Below are 16,185 nucleotides of genomic sequence, written 5' to 3'. Positions count from 1 at the left end.
GGGTGGGCGTTCGCCTATCCGGGGTGCAGCACAAAGGAGGCGGCATGAACGATTTGGACCCATCGCAAAAGACGGACCGCAAGCGCGGTTCGGGCGTGAAACATGTCTATGACGTGCTGCGCGATGAAATTATTGATTTGGTGTTGGACCCCGGCAGCCCGATTGATGAGATTGCACTGGCAGACCGGTTTGAAATGTCACGCACCCCGATACGCGAAGCGTTGGTGCGTTTGGCGGGTGAGGGGTTGGTGACCACGCTGCCCAACCGGTCCACCGTGGTGTCGAACATCAATTTTCTGACGTTGCACACGTTTTTCGATGCGCTGACGTTGATGTACCGGGTGACCACGCGGCTGGCGGCGGAATATCACACGCCGCAAGATCTGGAGGGTATCCGCGCGCGGCAGGCGGAATTTGTGCAGGCGGTGCAGGGCAAGGATGCTTTGGGAATGATCGCGACCAACCGCGATTTTCATGCGGCCATCGCGGTGGCAGGGCAAAACAGCTATTACGAGGGGTTGTTTTTGCGGCTGCTGGACGAAGGGCGGCGGATTTTGCGGATGTATTATCAATCCTATCACGACCAATTGCCGCCCCGCTATGTGGCGGAGCATGAGGATATGATTGCGGCCATTGCGGCGCGGGACATCTCGCTGGCGGACCGTTTGGCGCTGGACCATGCCAACCAGATTGTCACACAAATTCAGCGGCTTATTGCCAGTGACCGGCGGCAGCACATCGCGCTTTAGGCGGCTTTGGCGCGGCGCACCCGTTGCGCCGCTTCAACCACCAAGGGGTCCATGCCTGCGCCGCCGCTGTCCACATGGGCATAGAGTTTTTCCAGCATGCGCGGTTCCCAAAAGTCGGACAAGTGGTCGGCGATTTTTCCGGCGCGGTCGGGGTCGGCCTGCGTTTTGAAATATGTGGCGATTTGGTTGGTCATATAGACCATTTTTTCAGGCGACATGGGGAACCTCGGTCGTGATGCGGTGCGGTTGGGAATAGATGTCAAACCCGCCGCCACGCGCGAATGCGGCAAGGGTGATGCCTGCCGCATTGGCCAGCGCCACGGCGGCGGCGGTGGGGGCGGAAACGGCGATAAGGGCGGGCGCGCCTGCGATGGCGCATTTTTGGATAAGTTCAATCGACAGGCGGCTGGTCATAACAAACGCGCCATTGGTCGGGGTTATCCCCGCGCGGGCCATGGCACCGATCAATTTATCCAGCGCGTTGTGGCGGCCGACATCTTCGCGCGCCATGACAATCCCTGCGCCGGGGCGCAAAAAGCCGGCGGCATGGGCGGCATGGGTTTGGTCGTGCAGGGGTTGCAGGTTGCGCAGGGCGTCGGTGGCATTGGCGATATCGGCACGGGAAAAACGCAAAGCTGGGTTGCTGACTTGGGGCAGGGGGCGGTTGGCTTGGTCAAGGCTGTCGATACCGCAAAGGCCGCAGCCCACGGGGCCAGCCATGAAACGGCGGCGGGTTGATAGGGCGTCGGCGCGGTCGGGGGTGATCCAAAAGCGCGCCTCAATCCCGTTGGGATGGTCGGTGATTTCGAACGATTCGATTTGGGATAGGTCGGTGATCACTCCTTCGGTCAGCGCGAAACCGTGGGCAAGGTCGGTGATGTCGGCGGGGGTCGCCATCATCACCGCTTGGGTGGAGCCGTTGAACACCATGGCCACCGCCACCTCATCCGGCAGGGTGCGGTGGACGGTGCGGGTACCATCGGGTTGCACCGACAGACCTGTGTGGCTGCTGGCCCCGTTCATTCGGCGGCGGGCAGGATGCGGCGCGACTGTTCGGCCTGCGTGTTATAGTCGGTTTGCCATTCGGTTGGACCGTTCGATGGGCTAACCTGCACCGCTGTCACCTTGTATTCCGGGCAATTGGTGGCCCAATCGGTGAAATCGGTGGTGATGACATTGGCCTGTGTGTCGGGGTGGTGAAAGGTGGTATAGACCACGCCCGGTGACACGCGGTCCGTGATGGTGGCGCGCAGGGTGGTCTCCCCTGATCGGCTGGCGAGTTTGATGTAATCGCCATCCTTGACGCCCCGCACCTCTGCATCGTGGGGGTGGATTTCCAGCAGGTCCTGGTCATGCCAGATCACGTTATCGGTGCGCCGTGTTTGTGCGCCCACGTTATATTGCGACAAAATGCGGCCGGTGGTGAGCAACAGGGGAAAACGCGGGCCGGTTTTTTCATCGGTCGCGATGTATTCGGTCACGATAAACCGCCCCTTGCCACGCACGAAGCCATCGACATGCATCAAGGGCGTGCCGTCTGGATTATCGTCATTGCAAGGCCATTGCACCGAACCTTTGGCGTCCAGCATGTCGTAATTCACGCCCGCGAAACTGGGGGTGGTGGCTGCAATTTCATCCATGATCTGACTGGGGTGGGTATATGTCCAGTTGCCATTCATGGCGTTTGCCAACAGTTGCGTCACCTCCCAATCGCCATAGCCATTTTTGGGGGCCATGACCTTGCGCACGCGGTTGATGCGGCGTTCGGCGTTGGTAAACGTGCCGTCTTTTTCCAAGAAGCTGGAGCCGGGCAGGAACACATGGGCGTAATTGGCAGTTTCGTTCAGGAACAGGTCATGCACGATCACACATTCCATTGCGGCCAAACCTGCGGCGACATGTTTGGTGTCGGGGTCGGATTGCAGGATGTCTTCGCCCTGGCAATAAAGCCCTTTGAACGTGCCATCGACCGCCGCGTCCAGCATGTTGGGGATGCGCAGACCCGGTTCGGGGTCGATGGTGATGCCCCAAGCGTCCTCATATATCTTGCGCACTTCGGGGAATTTAACATGGCGATAGCCGGGCAGTTCATGCGGGAAACTGCCCATATCACACGACCCTTGGACATTGTTTTGCCCGCGCAAAGGGTTTACCCCCACGCCGTTGCGGCCAATGTTTCCGGTCAGCATCGCAAGGTTGGCGATGGCCATGACGGTGGTGGACCCTTGGGAATGTTCGGTGACGCCAAGGCCATAGTATATCGCGCCATTGCCGCCTGTGGCAAACAGACGGGCGGCGGCGCGCAGCTCATTCGCGTCCACGCCTGTCAGCAAAGCGGTCGCCTCGGGGGAATGGCGCAGGTCACTGACAAAGGCGGCGTAATCTTGGAATTCATCCCAATCGCAGCGGTCGCGGATAAACGCCTCATCCATCAGCCCTTCGGTCACGATGACATGGGACAGGGCGGTGACCACGGCGACATTGGTGCCGGGGCGCAAGGGCAGGTGGTGCGCGGCTTTGATATGCGCCGATTTCACCAGATCAATGCGGCGCGGGTCGATCACGATCAATTTCGCGCCTTTGCGCATCCGCTTTTTCAGGCGGCTGGCGAAAACGGGGTGACCATCGGTGGGGTTCGCGCCGATCACGATCACAACATCGGTGTGTTCCACAGAATCGAAATCCTGGGTGCCGGCACTGGTGCCGAAAGTTTGGCCCAGCCCATAGCCCGTGGGCGAATGGCAAACCCGCGCGCAAGTGTCGGTGTTGTTGTTGCCAAACACCGCGCGGGCGAGTTTTTGCACAAGGTAAGTTTCTTCATTCGTGCAGCGGCTGGAGGTGATGACGCCGATGGATTTTTGTCCGTATTTGGCCTGCAATGCGCGCAGGCGGGTGGCGGTAAATTCCATCGCCTCAGTCCACGATACTTCGCGCCACGGGTCGGTGATTTGGTCGCGGATCATGGGGTTCAGGATGCGGTCTTTGTGGTTGGCGTAGCCATAGGCAAATCGGCCTTTGACGCATGAATGGCCGCGATTGGCCTTGCCATTTTTGTATGGGACCATGCGGACCAATTCGTCGCCGTTCAATTCGGCCTTGAACGAACAGCCCACGCCGCAATAGGCGCAGGTGGTGACGACCGCGCGTTCGGGGGTGCCAAGTTCAATGACGGAGTTTTCCTGCAAGGTGCCTGTGGGGCAAGCCTGCACGCAAGCGCCGCAACTGACGCAGTCGGAGGCCAGCGCCGTGTCGGTTTTCGCGCCAAATGACACGCGGCTGTCAAAACCCCGCCCTTCGATGGTGAGGGCGAAGGTGCCTTGCACCTCCTCACACGCGCGGACACAGCGGCTGCACACGATGCATTTTGCGGGGTCATAGGTGAAATAAGGGTTGGTTTCATCCTTGGGCAGCCATTGCGGGTTCGCCTCACCGGAGGTGTTTTGGCGCATGAAATGGTTGGCCAATGGCGCGTTGGCGGGGGCAATGTAGCGAACATCCCGCAGACCAACCATGCCCGCCATATCCTGCAATTCGCAGTCGTTGTTGGCGGCACAGGTCAGGCAATCGAGCGGGTGGTCGGAAATATAAAGCTCCATCACACCCTTGCGGATTTTCTTGATGTGTTGGGTCTGGGTGCGCACCACCATCCCCTCCACCACCGGGGTTGTGCAGGATGCGGGCGTGCCGCGCCGCCCTTCGATTTCCACCACGCACAAACGGCACGACCCAAACGCCTCTAGGTTATCGGACGCGCAGAGTTTGGGGATTTGTAGCCCCGCCTCCGCTGCGGCGCGCATCACAGAGGTGCCTTCGGGGACAGTAACCGCAAACCCGTCGATGGTCAGCGTGATGGGTGCGCCCTGTTTGGTGGGGGTGCCCATGTCGCGGTCGTTCAGGGGGGGGAGGATGAAATCTTTCATTCGGCGGCCTTTTGCTGGGGAGCAAAGTCATCGGGGAAATGGGTGAGGGCGGACAGGACCGGGTAGGGGGTGAACCCGCCAAGGGCACAAAGCGAGCCGTCTTTCATCGTGGCGCAAAGGTCGGTCAGCAGGTCAATTGCACCTGCATCCCCTTGGGCGATAAGGTCGATGGTTTCCACGCCGCGCACGGCCCCGATGCGGCAAGGGGTGCATTTGCCGCAAGATTCCACCGCGCAAAATTCCATTGCAAAGCGGGCCATTTGCAGCATATCGGCGCTGTCATCATGGATCACGAAACCGGCGTGGCCGATAAGACCGCCTTGTTTGTCAAACTCCTCATACCCCACGGGGGTGTCGAATTTTGCGCGCGGCATGTAAGCGCCCAAAGGGCCGCCGACTTGTACGGCCTTGACCGGGCGACCCGACAGGGTGCCGCCTGCGATGTCATCGACCACTTCACCCAAGGTCAGGCCGAATGCGGTTTCAAACAACCCGCCGTGTTTCACGTTGCCTGCGATTTGCAAGGTGACGGTGCCGCGCGACCGCCCAAGGCCGAAATCGGCATAGGCCTGCGCACCACGTTCAAAGATCACGGGGACGGTGGCAAGGCTGATGACATTGTTGACCACGGTGGGACGCCCAAGAAACCCTTCCAAAGCGGGCAGGGGCGGTTTGGCGCGGACCACGCCGCGTTTGCCTTCGAGGGAGTTGAGGAGCGAGGTTTCTTCGCCGCAGACATACGCGCCCGCACCCACGCGAATTTCCATGTCGAATGTGCGGCCGGAGTTGAGGATGTTTGCGCCCAGCACGCCTGCGTTTTGGGCGATTTTGACCGCTGCTTGCATCACCGCAATCGCATCGGGATATTCGCTGCGCAGGTACACATAGCCCTTGGTGGCCCCCACGCCGAGGCCCGCGATGATCATCCCTTCGATCAAGGTGAAGGGGTCGCCTTCCATTACCATGCGGTCAGCGAAAGTGCCGCTGTCGCCTTCGTCGGCGTTGCACACGATGTATTTTTGCGGGGCTTTTGCGCCCAGCACGGTGTTCCATTTGATGCCGGTGGGAAAGCCCGCGCCACCGCGACCGCGCAACCCGCTAGCGGTGACTTCGGCGACGATTTTGGCATCCGTCATGGTGATGGCGCGGTGCAGGCCTGCAAGGCCACCGTGGGCGCGGTAATCATCCAGATCCAGCGGGTCGATAACGCCGACGCGGGCGAATGTTAGGCGGGTTTGGCGCTGCATCCATGGCAGGGCATCGACGGGACCAAGGGCCTTTGGGTGTTTGGAAAGGTCGCCGAACAGGGCGGGCACATCGGCGGGTTCCATGGGGCCAAAGCCGTGGCGGACGCCATCAATCACCACCTCGGCCAACGGTTCTAGCCAGATCATGCCGCGCGATCCGTTGCGGATAAGGGTTAGGTCGGTGCCCTGTGTTGCGGCGTGTGCGGTGATGGCAAGGGCCAGTTCATCTGCCCCAAGAGCTTTGGCGGCGCTGTCCATGGGCAGATAGATTTTCATGCGCCCACCTGTTGCAAAATGGCGTCCATGCGGGCGGGGGTGACGCGGCCCACCACCTTGTTATCGACGATCACGGCGGGGCCGCAAGCGCAAAGGCCAAGGCAATAAACGGGTTCAACGGTGACCGCGCCATTGGCGGTGGTGCCGCGCCAATCAAGGCCCAATTTGGCGAGGGTGGCTGTGGCGAGGGCATCGCCGCCCACGGCCTTGCACGCCTCAGCCCGACAAATTTTTAGGGTGTGGCGGCCTGCGGGGGTATCGCGAAAATCATGATAAAAGGAGACGACGCCGTGCACTTCGGCCTTGGTGATGTTCAGGGCGGTGGCGATTTCGGCATCTGCGCCCGTGGGGATACAGCCGTATTTGGCCTGCAATGCGTGCAGGATGGGCAGCATTGGCCCTTCAAGCTGCAAAAACGGCGCGATCAGGGCGCGCAGGTCGTCAACAGGTGGGGCGGGTGCGGGCATATTGGTGTTCCTTTGCTTCACGCGTGCATTGCCCGGCGGGGTGCAAAAATCAATAAGGTTGATCCGTTAAGTGATCGGGATTTCTGATCGACTTTGCTGGAACAGGCGGTCAGCGCCTATCAATAGTGCGTCAATCACCGGGCTGCGCGGTTCGCGGTGCGGCACGATTAACCCCACGCTGTGACGCGGATGCGCGCCCGTTAGGGGGACCAAAGTGACATTGCGACCGCTGGCCAAAAACTGCGCGATGTCGCGGGGCAGCACGGTCATGCAGCGGCCCGCCTCCACGCTCGCCACCAAAACGATGGTCGAATTGGATTCGATGCACGTGGTGGGGGTGACGTTATGGGCCGCAAAGATTTGGCTGATAATACGGCGGTTTTGCATGTCGGGGGTCAGAAGCGCGAGGGTTTGGCCCGACAGATCGGCCCACGGCACCGACGCGCGGTTGGCAAAATCGCTGCCTGTGGCGCAGACCAGCATGTAATCTTCATCATAAAGCGGCGCGGTGTGGACCCGGCCAAGCGGTTCATTATCAAGGTAAGAAATGCCCGCGTCGATTTCGAACCGATCCAACAGCGCAAGGATTTCACGCGACGTTCGCGACAGAATGGTGAAGCGCACCTTTGGGTTGCGCTTGGTAAAGTCAGCCGACAGAAGCGCTGCCCACGTCAGTGCCGTGGGGATGGTGGCCAGCCGCAATTCGCCCGACAACCCGTTGCGTTTCACCCGCATTTCTTCGCGAAACTGCCGGGCGTCACCAACAATGCGCTGCGCCCAGACCAGTGCGGATTGCCCCTCAGGCGTGAGGCCACCATAGCGCGAGCCGCGAAAGACCAGCTGCACGCCCAGCTGTTCCTCCAGCTGTTTGATGCCGGCGGAGAGGGAGGGTTGTGAGATGTTCAGGCTTTCGGCTGCGCGGCCAAAGTGACCTTCGCGCGCGACGGCGATGAACATTTCCAGCTTGTCGATCATTATTTGTGTTCCCGATCAATCCGTGTGGAATTGATCGAGATATTGGATCACGCAGCGGCTTTGGTCAATGTGCCGGGCATATCTTCCCATGCCAACCCGCCACAATAGCGTTGGGTCATTTGGCCTGCGTCATCCAGCAAGAACAGGTGCAGCCAGCGATTGTCAAACAACGCGCGCACGCCGTCATGGCGGGCCAGAATGTCGGCGACCGCCGCCTGCGGGGCCGCGATGCAAACCGACAGGCGCAACGGGTCATGGGCATATCCCACCCCATCATGCACCGATTGCCACGGCAGGCCCGCGCGCAACTTGCCGCCATTCCCCTCAACCACGCCAATCCCGCCTGTCACGTTGTGCAGCAGTTTGTTGCCCGCGCCGAAAATATCTGGGGCAACGACCGAACCGTAATATTGCAGGCTGATCCAACTGGCCACGACCACAGGCGCGGTCAGGATCAGTTCCAGCACGCCGAACCCATTGTCCTGTGTCCAGTCATAATCATGCAAGAACGCTTGGCCCGACAGGGATTTGCCACGGGTTTGGGCGCGCGGGGCGGCGATGAAGGCTTTGCACCCCGCAAGCGCCCATTCGGGGCGGGTTTCGGCCCAATCGGTGCTGCGCTTGGTCACTTGCCCCTCATTCGTGGCGCGGGGCAGGCGCACCGCGCGTTCAGTCCGGGCGATACGGCCCGCTTGCGCCAGCCAGCCGCGTGCTTGGGGCAGGCTGGGGATGGGTTGGGCGGTGTCCGTGTCGAAAATCGTGACCGCATCGGTGGTGGTGTCGTGCAATGCGCCAAGGAAAACAGTGTCGGCGGAAATGGTGATGCCAGCCTCCGCCACACCTTTGCGCACGGCAGGGTCGTTCAGCAAGCCCGCGAGCAAGCGCGCGTTCACCTCTCCCGAATAACCGCCACAGGCCCCGCAATGTAACGCGCTGGTGTGCGGGTTGTTGACCACATTTGCGCCGTGACCGACCATCAGAACCAAGGGCGCGAAATTGTCGGTCATCGACATGGCGCCCAAGATTTTGGTGGCAGCATTGATGCGGTCGGGCAGGGCGAGGCTGTCATCAAACTGCGGTTTGTGCGTGTCCATTGCGGGGGCGGCCCCGTAACCCAAAGCATCGCGCACCAGCTTGCCTGCGTAAACCGGGCCTGTCGCCTCGACAAAGGCAAACGACGATACGGCGGCGAGTTTGAAGCGGCCCCAAGCGCGGCCTGCGCGGGCGGCAAATCGGGCGGTTTGATCATCGGCCATGGGCGCTGTGGCGTGGCTGGTGACGCCTGCGGTCAAGAGCACGGGCAGGCGCTGTTCAGCGATATCAGAGGCAAAGCCGTTGTGCGCGGCGGTAAGGCCGAAAAACCCCGCAAAGCCCAAGGTTTGGATGGTGGGGTCCAGCGTTTCAAGCGCGCGGCGAAACACCTCGCTGCGCACGTCGATGCAGAACGCTGCTTGCAGGCTGGGGCGGGTTTGCGGTTTGACGGCTGCGGGGCCGGACAGGGTTTGCGCAAGGCTGCGCTGGCCTGCGCGGTCGGCGGCCTCCTGCAAGGTTGCCATTGCCAGATCATCGGCGGATGGGGTGATGGGGGCCGCGTGCTGGGCGCGGATTGTCGCCCAATCAGCGCTGATCTGGTCTTTGTAGCGGGCAAACAGCGCTTGTTCCCAAATGATGCGGATGGCGAGCATATCGCTGGTCATTTCATCCCGTTTGCCTGCCAGTTCGGCCTGCCACAGATGTTGGCGTGCGACCTGCGACCAGCCGCCAAGACCCAACAAAAGCTGGTGGAAATAGGTGGGGGCGGCATCCGTGCCAAGGCCCAGCGTGTCGCAAGCCATGGCAAGGGCGATTCGGGGTTTTTCGGCGGTGCTGGCGACAAAGCCTGCAAAACCGGGCAGACCGTTGATTTCGGCGGTCAGATCGCGGGTGGCGAACAAGCGCCAGCTGTCAAATGCGCCGTGGCCGGGGGTGGCCTGCCACAAGGCTTGACCTTTGTCGAAAAACCCTGCGGCCCAAGCGCCGATACGGTCGTCAATCAGCGCGGGCCAATCGGTGCCCGACGCGGTTGCGGCGAGGTCTGCGACCGTGGGCAAAGCGGTGGGGGTGGTGTCGGGGGCGAGGGCCGCTGCGCGCAGGGCGACAGGGTTCAACGGGCAACCTGTGACCGCGATTGCGTCCAACAGGTCAACGTCGGTGATGGTGCCTGCCGCCAGTTTATCCGCATACCATTTGCGCGGCATGGTGACGGCCACGCCCGCGACCCGGCCCAAAAGGGCGGATGTTTGCGCCAATGTGTGCCCGGCTTGCCCCAAGAACGGGTTGACCGCGACCGAGGAGGCGAGGGGCCACAAAGGCGGAATGGCGCGGCTGGCGTTTTCCGATGCGGCGATCAGTTCCAGATGGGTTCCGGTGAAACCTGCGTGGGTGTCGGCCTTCATTTTGACGCTCCTTTGGCATAGAATTTCAGGGACCAGCCGTGCAGCAAACGGTCCTCAATCGCGTTGATGTAAAGCCCGTTGGACAGGTGGATGCGCAACCCTTGGGCGGCGGGGTGGTGCGACCACAAAGGTAAGGTGGCCTGGGCCAAGGCCACAAGGCCAAAGCTGAGAAGGGCGAGCAGGATCAGCGCCCATTCCAAGGGGCCCGCGGTGGGGGTGGGGGGCAGGGTGCCCGCCGTTGCCGCCTCGGCCAGCCGTTGCAAGGCGACATAGCTGACCGCCGCGATCAGGGACAGTTGGGCGGTGCGCAAGGTCAGGGCGCGGGGGGCGGCATCTGCCAGCCCTTGGGCCAAAAGATAGGCGACCCCAAAGATCAGGATGGTGCCAAGCGCGATGCCTTGCGGGGATTTATCGGCAAAGCCGAAGATAAGGCCCGAGGCGATCAGCACCCCGCCATAAATCGCGATGGCCAGCGCAAAGGCGCGGGTGACAGCAGCAAGGTTTGGCACCGCAACTGGGCCGGGGCGCGAAATGGCCGTGACCCGTTCCACAGCACCACCAGCCGACAGAAAGGCGTGCGCTTTGTACAGCGAATGGGCGACGATGTGCAAAAGCGCGAGGGGGAACAGCGCAAGCCCGCATTGAAAGATCATAAAGCCCATTTGCGCCACGGTGGACCATGCGAGCGAGGATTTGACGGTGGGCTGGGTCAGCATCACCAACCCGCCAAACAGCGCGGTGAATCCGCCGATCAGCACCAAACCTGCCAACACCAAGGGTGACAGCAGCATCACATCGGCAAAGCGGATGAGCAAGAACCCGCCACCGTTGACCACACCTGCGTGCAGCAAGGCGGAGACGGGGGTCGGTGCCTCCATCACCTCAGTCAGCCAGCCGTGGCTGGGAAATTGCGCCGATTTTAGGACAGCGGCGAGGGCAAGGAGGGCGGCGGCACCCACGGCTGCCATGCCACCTTCGCCCAGTTTAGCGGCGGCGAGGATGGTGGAAATTTGGGTGGAGCCATAAGCCATCACCAGCAAAAGTGTCGCAAGGACCAAGGCCGCATCGCCCAAACGCGCGGTCACGAATTTTTTGCGTGCAGCCCGCCTGGCGGCGACACGTTCAGGATAAAACAGCAGCAGTTTGTGCAAGCACAGGCTGGTCGCGACCCAAGCGCCGATCAGCACCACCAGATTGCCCGCTTGAACCAGCAAAAGCACGGATGCCAACACCCCCAAAAGCCAGATGGTGAAGGTGCCCTGCCGCGCCTCACCGTCCAGATAGGTGCGGGAATACCGCACGACGACCCAACCGATAAACGCCACCAAAAGCAGCATGGTGATGCTGATCGCGTCCAGCCGGGTGACGAACCCATCGCCCGCCCCGCGCAAAACTAACAGGCCCAATGACAGCACGGCCACGACCAAAGCTGCAAAAGCAGCCCCTTCGGCAAGCGCGGCACCTTTTTGGCGGGTTGGATTGGTCAAGTGCAAGAACAGGGCGGCCCCCAGTAAGATAAGCGGGGCCAGAAGTGGCAGGGCGTGGGCAAGCATAAAATCCTCCATCAATTTGGATAGGGGATAGCGGTGCGGGTTGCATAAATAAAATTCATTGATCACAATAAAGCGTTCGCTTAAACAGAACGAATGATAGAAATAAATTACAACCATTTGCGGTATTTCTGGCAGGTTGCGCATGACGGCAACCTGACGCGCACGGCGGCCAAGTTGAACTTGTCGCAATCGGCGGTGTCGGTGCAAATCCGCAAGCTGGAGGATAGGTTGGGCCACCCGCTGTTTGAACGGCGCGGCCGCCAGTTGCATTTGACCGAAGCCGGGCGCATCGCGCTGGATTATGCGGATACGATTTTTGAGGCGGGCCAGGATTTACTGGCGACGCTGTCGCGGTCGGGTGACTTGCGTCATGTGCTGCGGATGGGCGCACTGGCCACGCTGTCGCGCAACTTTCAGATCGAATTTTTGCGGCCCTTGCTGGGGGCCAAGGATGTGGAACTGGTGCTGCGGTCCGGTACCTCGGTCGAGTTGTTGCAGGGGTTGGAAACCTTGGGCTTGGACGTGGTGTTGACCAACCGGGTACCTGCGCCCGATGCGATGTCCAGTTTTATTGCGCACAGACTGTCGGAACAAAGTGTCAGCATTATTGGCACGCCCGCGCGGTTGGCGGGCGATGACAGCCTGCCCGATTTGTTGCGCCGCCACCCGGTCATTGTGCCCACCACCGACAGCCCGGTGCGGGCGGGGTTTGACACGCTGTGCGCGCGGCTGGGGGTGGAACCAGTGCTGGCCGCCGAGGTGGATGACATGGCGATGATGCGTTTGCTGGCGCGCGAAGACATCGGTTTGGCCGTGTTGCCGCCGATCGTGGTGAAAAATGAGCTGTCGTCGGGGATGCTGCAAGAGGCGCGGCATGATATTGGTGTGACGGAAAGTTTCCATGCGGTGACGGTGAAACGGCAGTTTCCAAACCCGTTGTTGTTGTCATTGCTGGAACGGGCCGCACATGACCGTTCAGGGGCTGTGGGATGAAGGCTGTGGGTTTGGGCGATAGGGGGCGTGTGCGATGATTGGCAAACTATTGGGGTTGTACCATCCGTTTTTTCTGCCGATATGGCGGCGGGTGGTGTTGGTTGGGTTTTTGGCGCTGTGGGCGGCGTTGGAATTGGCCACGGGCGGCACTGGCTGGGCGGTTCTGGCGGCCTGCCTTGCGGCGGGCTGTGGTTACGAATTTTTCATCGCGTTTGACCCTGCCAAATATGTACGCAAGGACAAGCCTTAACCCAAATCGGCAGCATCGGTGAACCAGCCGTGATTAACGGCCTTCACCTCGGCGATCAGGGTGGTGATGCGCGACAGGTGACTGTCCATGGCCCTTGCAGCGGCGTCCGGGTTGCCTTGTTCAATCGCATCCAGAATTGCGATATGTTCGCGCAACGCGTGTTGTTGCGATTGGCTGTTCAGCGACAGCATGCGAATCCGGTCCATATGCGCCTTGCTATCATGGATCAAATCCCACGCGTATCCTACGCCGGAACGGATGCACACCTCGCGGTGGAACTGATCGTCCAAGGCATGAAACAGCGCGCGGTCCTGTGCGGTGATCGCCGTTTTCTGCGCATCAATCAAAGCGCGCAGGGCTGCGATATCGGCAGAGGTTAGCGTAGTGCAGGCAAGGCGAAACGTGTGGGTTTCTAGGGCGGTGCGAATGAACCGGGCGCGCAGAACCGCCGCTTCGGATATCAGGCTAACGGTTGTGCTGCGCTGGGGGCGAATAAGCAAAAACCCTTGGGCGGCCAGACGTTTGAACGCCTCGCGCACGGGTTGGCGGGATACGCCCATTTGGCCCGCCACCTCCCCTTCGGACAGTTTGGTGCCGGGGGGCAGGTCCAGCGTCAGGATGCGGTGCTGCAGCAAGTCGAACACTTGGTCGGCGACGGATGGTTGTGTGGCGCGTGCCAGCTTTGGCAGCGGCTTTGGGGCTGCTTGATTGGGGGCATCACCCATCATCAAAATATGTGTATTGCCCATCACGCCCCTCCCTGATTGTGCCCATCATAGGGGGAAATTGTGATTTGCCAACTGGGATATCAGTTGACGCGGCTTTTGTGAAAAACTAGGTTATTAGTTAAGGGGATGAGTCGAAAGGTGCGGTGCGGATGGCGTTGTTGGACGAAAATCGGCTGTTTTCTGTTGAACCCGCACTGCGGGATAGGGCGCGGGGGCTGTATGACACCGTGCGCGATTTGCCCATCATCAGCCCGCATGGCCACACGGACCCGCGCTGGTTTGCTGAAAACGCCGCTTTTGCGGACCCCGCAGCGCTGTTTGTGACGCCCGATCACTATGTCTTTCGCATGCTCCATTCCCAAGGCATCCCGCTGGCGGATTTGGGCGTGCCGCGCGCCGATGGTGGCCCGGTCGAAGGCGATGCGCGCAAAATTTGGGGGCTGTTTGCCGCCAATTTCCATTTGTTTCGTGGCACGCCATCGTGGCTGTGGGTCAACCATGCGCTGCAAGAGGTGTTTGGCGTGACGCAGCGCTTGAATGCCACCAGCGCCAACGCGGTTTATGACCAGATTGCAGAGTGCCTGACCCGTCCAGATTATCGCCCCCGCGCGCTGTTTGAACGGTTCAATATTGAAGTGATTTCAACCACCGAAAGTGCCTTGGACGATCTGCGCTGGCATCAGATGATTAAGGACAGCGGTTGGGGCGGCAAGGTGATTACCGCCTACCGCCCTGATGCGGTGGTGGACCCGGAATTTGACGGGTTCGCGGATAATGTGGTGCAGTTGGGCGCGCTGACCGGGCAGGATACGACCACTTGGGCCGGGTATTTGGCGGCCCACCGCACCCGCCGCGCGTTTTTCAAAACCTATGGCGCCACGTCAAGCGACCACGGCCACCCCACCGCCCGGACCGAGGATTTGCCCCAAGACGTGGCGGCGCGTCTGTTTGAACGCGCGCTGCAAGGCAAATGCACGGGCGATGAGGCGGATATGTTTCGCGGCCAAATGCTGACCGAAATGGCCCGGATGAGCATTGATGACGGGTTGGTTTTGCAAATCCATCCCGGCAGTTGGCGCAACCATTCCCGCGATGTATTCGCCCGCTTTGGCCGTGACAAAGGGTTCGATATTCCCACCCGCACCGATTACGTCCGCGCGCTGCACCCATTGTTGAACGCGGTTGGCGGGCGCAGCGATGTGACAATTATCGTGTTCACGCTGGATGAAACCAGCATCGCGCGCGAACTCGCGCCACTGGCGGGTGTATACCCCGCGCTGAAATTGGGGCCGCCCTGGTGGTTCCATGACAGCGCCGAAGGGATGCGCCGCTTTCGCGAAACCGCGACGGAAACCGCCGGATTTTACAACACCGTGGGTTTCAACGACGACACACGCGCGTTTTGTTCCATTCCCGCGCGCCATGATGTGGCCCGCCGGGTGGATTGTGCATTCCTTGCCACGTTGGTCGCCACAGGGCGGCTGGACGCGGATGAGGCAAATGAGGTCGCGCATGACCTTGCTTATGGCCTGGCAAAACAGGCGTATCGGCTGTGAAAAGCCATTTTCTGGGAGGAAAAACCAAATGAAACAGACCCTAATTGCGGCAATGCTGGGCACCGTTGCGATGGCAACAGCGGCCACTGCGTGTGAAATCACCTTGCGGTCATCTGACACGCATCCTGATGGGTATCCCACCGTTGTTGCCGTGCAAAAGATGGGCGAATTGCTGAAAGAACGCACAGGCGACCGTTTGTGCGTCGAGGTGTTTCATTCCGCGCAATTGGGCGAGGAAAAAGACACGATTGAACAGACCCAGTTCGGCGTGATCGACATGAACCGCGTCAGCCTTGGGCCGTTCAACAATATCGTTGAAGAAACGCAAATCCCGTCCTTGCCGTTCATTTTCCGGTCCACCGATCACATGCACAAGGTGATGGACGGTCCGGTGGGCCAGCAAATTTTGGATGCGATGGCGGGGGCCGATCTGGTTGGCCTTGCGTTTTATGACGGCGGGTCGCGCAGCTTTTACAACTCGGAAAAGCCAATTCGGTCCATCGCGGATATGGCGGGTATGAAATTCCGCGTGATGCAGTCGGATATTTTCGTGGACATGGTTGCGGCCCTTGGTGCCAACGCAACGCCCATGCCGTATGGCGAGGTGTATTCGTCCATCCAAACCGGCGTGATTGATGGGGCAGAAAACAACTGGCCGTCCTATGAAAGCTCCGGCCATTTTGAAGTGGCTAAATATTACACGCTGAACCAGCATTTGATCGTGCCGGAAATTTTGGTGATGTCGAAAATCGCGTATGATAAACTGTCTGCAGAAGATCAAGCGGCAGTGCGCCAAGCGGCCAAGGATTCTGTGCCCGTGATGCGCGAATTGTGGACGGCGCGTGAGGCGGCATCTGAGGCGAAAGTGCGCGCGGCAGGAACCGAGATTATCACCGACATCGACAAAACCCCGTTCATCGAGGCGATGGTGCCAGTTTACGCGAAATATGTGACCACGCCAAAGTTGCAAAAGATGGTCGAGGATATTCAGGCGACGGAATAATCCCAAACGGCCCGCGGCATATGTCGCGGGCCA

General features: G+C 60.5%; 14 protein-coding genes. 5 read left to right on the top strand and 9 right to left on the bottom strand.

The genetic code is table 11. The features are described 5' to 3' along the window. Positions 1-44: 44 nt before the first annotated feature. Entirely contained in the window at positions 45-749 is a 705-nt protein-coding gene (locus BMY36_RS09470; RefSeq protein ID WP_050519716.1) for a GntR family transcriptional regulator, read from the top strand. Here BMY36_RS09470 and BMY36_RS09465 read toward each other — a convergent pair. The 8 genes from BMY36_RS09465 to BMY36_RS09430 form a co-directional block, all read right to left on the bottom strand. Continuing rightward, positions 746-967: a formate dehydrogenase subunit delta gene (locus BMY36_RS09465; RefSeq protein WP_050519717.1), complete on the bottom strand. Its 222-nt coding sequence runs from the start codon at positions 965-967 to the stop codon at positions 746-748. The genes BMY36_RS09470 and BMY36_RS09465 overlap by 4 nt on opposite strands. Beyond that, complete coding sequence (gene fdhD / locus BMY36_RS09460) at positions 957-1,772, bottom strand: formate dehydrogenase accessory sulfurtransferase FdhD (RefSeq protein WP_050519718.1); 816 nt, start codon at positions 1,770-1,772, stop codon at positions 957-959. Before fdhD ends, BMY36_RS09465 begins: the two co-directional genes overlap by 11 nt. Then, positions 1,769-4,669 carry a formate dehydrogenase subunit alpha gene (fdhF, locus tag BMY36_RS09455; RefSeq protein ID WP_050519719.1) on the bottom strand — a complete coding sequence of 967 codons (2,901 nt, stop codon included), beginning with the start codon at positions 4,667-4,669 and terminating at the stop codon, positions 1,769-1,771. Before fdhF ends, fdhD begins: the two co-directional genes overlap by 4 nt. Then, the gene (locus BMY36_RS09450; RefSeq protein WP_050519720.1) at positions 4,666-6,192 is read right to left on the bottom strand and encodes a formate dehydrogenase beta subunit; all 1,527 of its coding nucleotides are present in this window, start codon (positions 6,190-6,192) and stop codon (positions 4,666-4,668) included. The genes fdhF and BMY36_RS09450 overlap by 4 nt, the downstream gene beginning before the upstream one ends. Next, positions 6,189-6,659, bottom strand: a complete 471-nt coding sequence (locus BMY36_RS09445) for a formate dehydrogenase subunit gamma (RefSeq protein ID WP_050519721.1) — start codon at positions 6,657-6,659, stop codon at positions 6,189-6,191. The genes BMY36_RS09450 and BMY36_RS09445 overlap by 4 nt, the downstream gene beginning before the upstream one ends. Positions 6,660-6,725: 66 nt before the next feature. Then, complete coding sequence (locus tag BMY36_RS09440; protein WP_050519722.1) at positions 6,726-7,634, bottom strand: LysR family transcriptional regulator; 909 nt, start codon at positions 7,632-7,634, stop codon at positions 6,726-6,728. 47 nt (positions 7,635-7,681) lie between these two features. Then, the gene (locus BMY36_RS09435) at positions 7,682-10,069 is read right to left on the bottom strand and encodes a YbcC family protein (RefSeq protein ID WP_050519723.1); all 2,388 of its coding nucleotides are present in this window, start codon (positions 10,067-10,069) and stop codon (positions 7,682-7,684) included. After that, positions 10,066-11,622 (bottom strand): NADH-quinone oxidoreductase subunit L, encoded by a 1,557-nt coding sequence (locus tag BMY36_RS09430; RefSeq protein ID WP_050519755.1) that lies wholly within the window; start codon positions 11,620-11,622, stop codon positions 10,066-10,068. The genes BMY36_RS09435 and BMY36_RS09430 overlap by 4 nt, the downstream gene beginning before the upstream one ends. A 93-nt stretch (positions 11,623-11,715) precedes the next feature. Here BMY36_RS09430 and BMY36_RS09425 point away from each other — a divergent pair, with 93 nt between their 5' ends. Continuing rightward, positions 11,716-12,615, top strand: a complete 900-nt coding sequence (locus BMY36_RS09425) for a LysR family transcriptional regulator (protein WP_050519724.1) — start codon at positions 11,716-11,718, stop codon at positions 12,613-12,615. 34 nt (positions 12,616-12,649) lie between these two features. Continuing rightward, a complete protein-coding gene (locus BMY36_RS09420) occupies positions 12,650-12,865 on the top strand; it encodes a hypothetical protein (RefSeq protein ID WP_050519725.1) in 216 nt (71 codons plus the stop codon). On the opposite strand, the gene BMY36_RS09415 is transcribed toward BMY36_RS09420, so the two are convergent. Next, positions 12,862-13,614, bottom strand: a complete 753-nt coding sequence (locus tag BMY36_RS09415) for a GntR family transcriptional regulator (protein ID WP_231579717.1) — start codon at positions 13,612-13,614, stop codon at positions 12,862-12,864. The genes BMY36_RS09420 and BMY36_RS09415 overlap by 4 nt on opposite strands. A 128-nt stretch (positions 13,615-13,742) precedes the next feature. Between BMY36_RS09415 and uxaC the strand changes: the two genes are divergently transcribed. Further along, complete coding sequence (gene uxaC / locus BMY36_RS09410; RefSeq protein ID WP_050519726.1) at positions 13,743-15,149, top strand: glucuronate isomerase; 1,407 nt, start codon at positions 13,743-13,745, stop codon at positions 15,147-15,149. Positions 15,150-15,177: 28 nt separating this feature from the next. Continuing rightward, positions 15,178-16,152 carry a TRAP transporter substrate-binding protein gene (locus tag BMY36_RS09405; RefSeq protein ID WP_050519727.1) on the top strand — a complete coding sequence of 325 codons (975 nt, stop codon included), beginning with the start codon at positions 15,178-15,180 and terminating at the stop codon, positions 16,150-16,152. The last annotated feature ends 33 nt before the right edge of the window (positions 16,153-16,185 follow it).

The sequence above is a fragment of the Pseudorhodobacter antarcticus genome (assembly GCF_900110135.1).
Lineage (GTDB): Bacteria > Pseudomonadota > Alphaproteobacteria > Rhodobacterales > Rhodobacteraceae > Pseudorhodobacter > Pseudorhodobacter antarcticus.
Note: the sequence above shows the minus strand (reverse complement) of the source record. Positions and strands in the feature narration are given on the sequence as shown.

Coding starts and splice junctions, on each gene's coding strand:
- BMY36_RS09445 (WP_050519721.1), bottom strand. CDS start 6,659: ATGCCCGCACCCGCCCCACCTGTTGACGACCTGCGCGCCCTGATCGCG.
- BMY36_RS09430 (WP_050519755.1), bottom strand. CDS start 11,622: ATGCTTGCCCACGCCCTGCCACTTCTGGCCCCGCTTATCTTACTGGGG.
- BMY36_RS09465 (WP_050519717.1), bottom strand. CDS start 967: ATGTCGCCTGAAAAAATGGTCTATATGACCAACCAAATCGCCACATAT.
- BMY36_RS09435 (WP_050519723.1), bottom strand. CDS start 10,069: ATGAAGGCCGACACCCACGCAGGTTTCACCGGAACCCATCTGGAACTG.
- fdhF (WP_050519719.1), bottom strand. CDS start 4,669: ATGAAAGATTTCATCCTCCCCCCCCTGAACGACCGCGACATGGGCACC.
- BMY36_RS09420 (WP_050519725.1), top strand. CDS start 12,650: ATGATTGGCAAACTATTGGGGTTGTACCATCCGTTTTTTCTGCCGATA.
- fdhD (WP_050519718.1), bottom strand. CDS start 1,772: ATGAACGGGGCCAGCAGCCACACAGGTCTGTCGGTGCAACCCGATGGT.
- BMY36_RS09470 (WP_050519716.1), top strand. CDS start 45: ATGAACGATTTGGACCCATCGCAAAAGACGGACCGCAAGCGCGGTTCG.
- uxaC (WP_050519726.1), top strand. CDS start 13,743: ATGGCGTTGTTGGACGAAAATCGGCTGTTTTCTGTTGAACCCGCACTG.
- BMY36_RS09415 (WP_231579717.1), bottom strand. CDS start 13,614: ATGGGCAATACACATATTTTGATGATGGGTGATGCCCCCAATCAAGCA.
- BMY36_RS09440 (WP_050519722.1), bottom strand. CDS start 7,634: ATGATCGACAAGCTGGAAATGTTCATCGCCGTCGCGCGCGAAGGTCAC.
- BMY36_RS09450 (WP_050519720.1), bottom strand. CDS start 6,192: ATGAAAATCTATCTGCCCATGGACAGCGCCGCCAAAGCTCTTGGGGCA.
- BMY36_RS09405 (WP_050519727.1), top strand. CDS start 15,178: ATGAAACAGACCCTAATTGCGGCAATGCTGGGCACCGTTGCGATGGCA.
- BMY36_RS09425 (WP_050519724.1), top strand. CDS start 11,716: ATGATAGAAATAAATTACAACCATTTGCGGTATTTCTGGCAGGTTGCG.